The sequence below is a fragment of the Pseudomonas sp. JH-2 genome (assembly GCF_036231725.1).
Taxonomy (GTDB): Bacteria; Pseudomonadota; Gammaproteobacteria; order Pseudomonadales; family Pseudomonadaceae; genus Pseudomonas; species Pseudomonas delhiensis.
The window spans coordinates 1-590 of record NZ_JAZAQP010000134.1 but is presented as its reverse complement, the minus strand read 5'-3'; the positions used below and the strand labels follow the sequence as shown (position 1 = coordinate 590).

Sequence of the window (590 nt, the reverse complement as noted above, 5' to 3'; positions counted from 1 at the left end):
ACGGTGCTGCCGTCCGGCAGTTCCACGGTGACGATGCCTTCCGGCTCGCCAGTGCCGCCCAGGCCGTTGCCATTGTTATCGGTGATCACCGGCGGCTCCGGCGCGATGACGTCGGCCGGCTCAGTAGTCACCGGCGGACTGATGTTGCCCGACGGATCGGTGATGGTGACGGTGCCGGTCTCACCGTTTTCCAGCGGATTCTCCGGGAATTCCCAGTTGCCGTTCCCATCGACGACGGTGGTCACGGTGCTGCCGTCCGGCAGCTCGACGGTGACGATGCCTTCCGGTTCGCCGGTACCGCCCAGGCCGTTGCCATTGTTATCGGTGATCACCGGCGGCTCCGGCGCGATGACGTCGGCCGGCTCAGTAGTCACCGGCGGACTGATGTTGCCCGACGGATCGGTGATGGTGACGGTGCCGGTCTCACCGTTTTCCAGCGGATTCTCCGGGAATTCCCAGTTGCCGTTTTCGTCGATCACGGTAGTGACGGTACTGCCATCGGGCAGTTCGACGGTGACGATGCCTTCCGGCTCGCCGGTACCGCCCAGGCCGTTGCCGTTGTTGTCAGTGATGACTGGTGGCTCCGGTGC

Annotated in this window: 1 protein-coding gene; it reads right to left on the bottom strand. The window is 64.9% G+C overall.

Going from position 1 to position 590, the window contains the following annotated elements:
* Nucleotides 1-590, bottom strand: a 590-nt coding sequence (locus tag VV867_RS31065) for an Ig-like domain-containing protein (RefSeq protein ID WP_328568455.1), incomplete at both ends; no start/stop codon positions are given.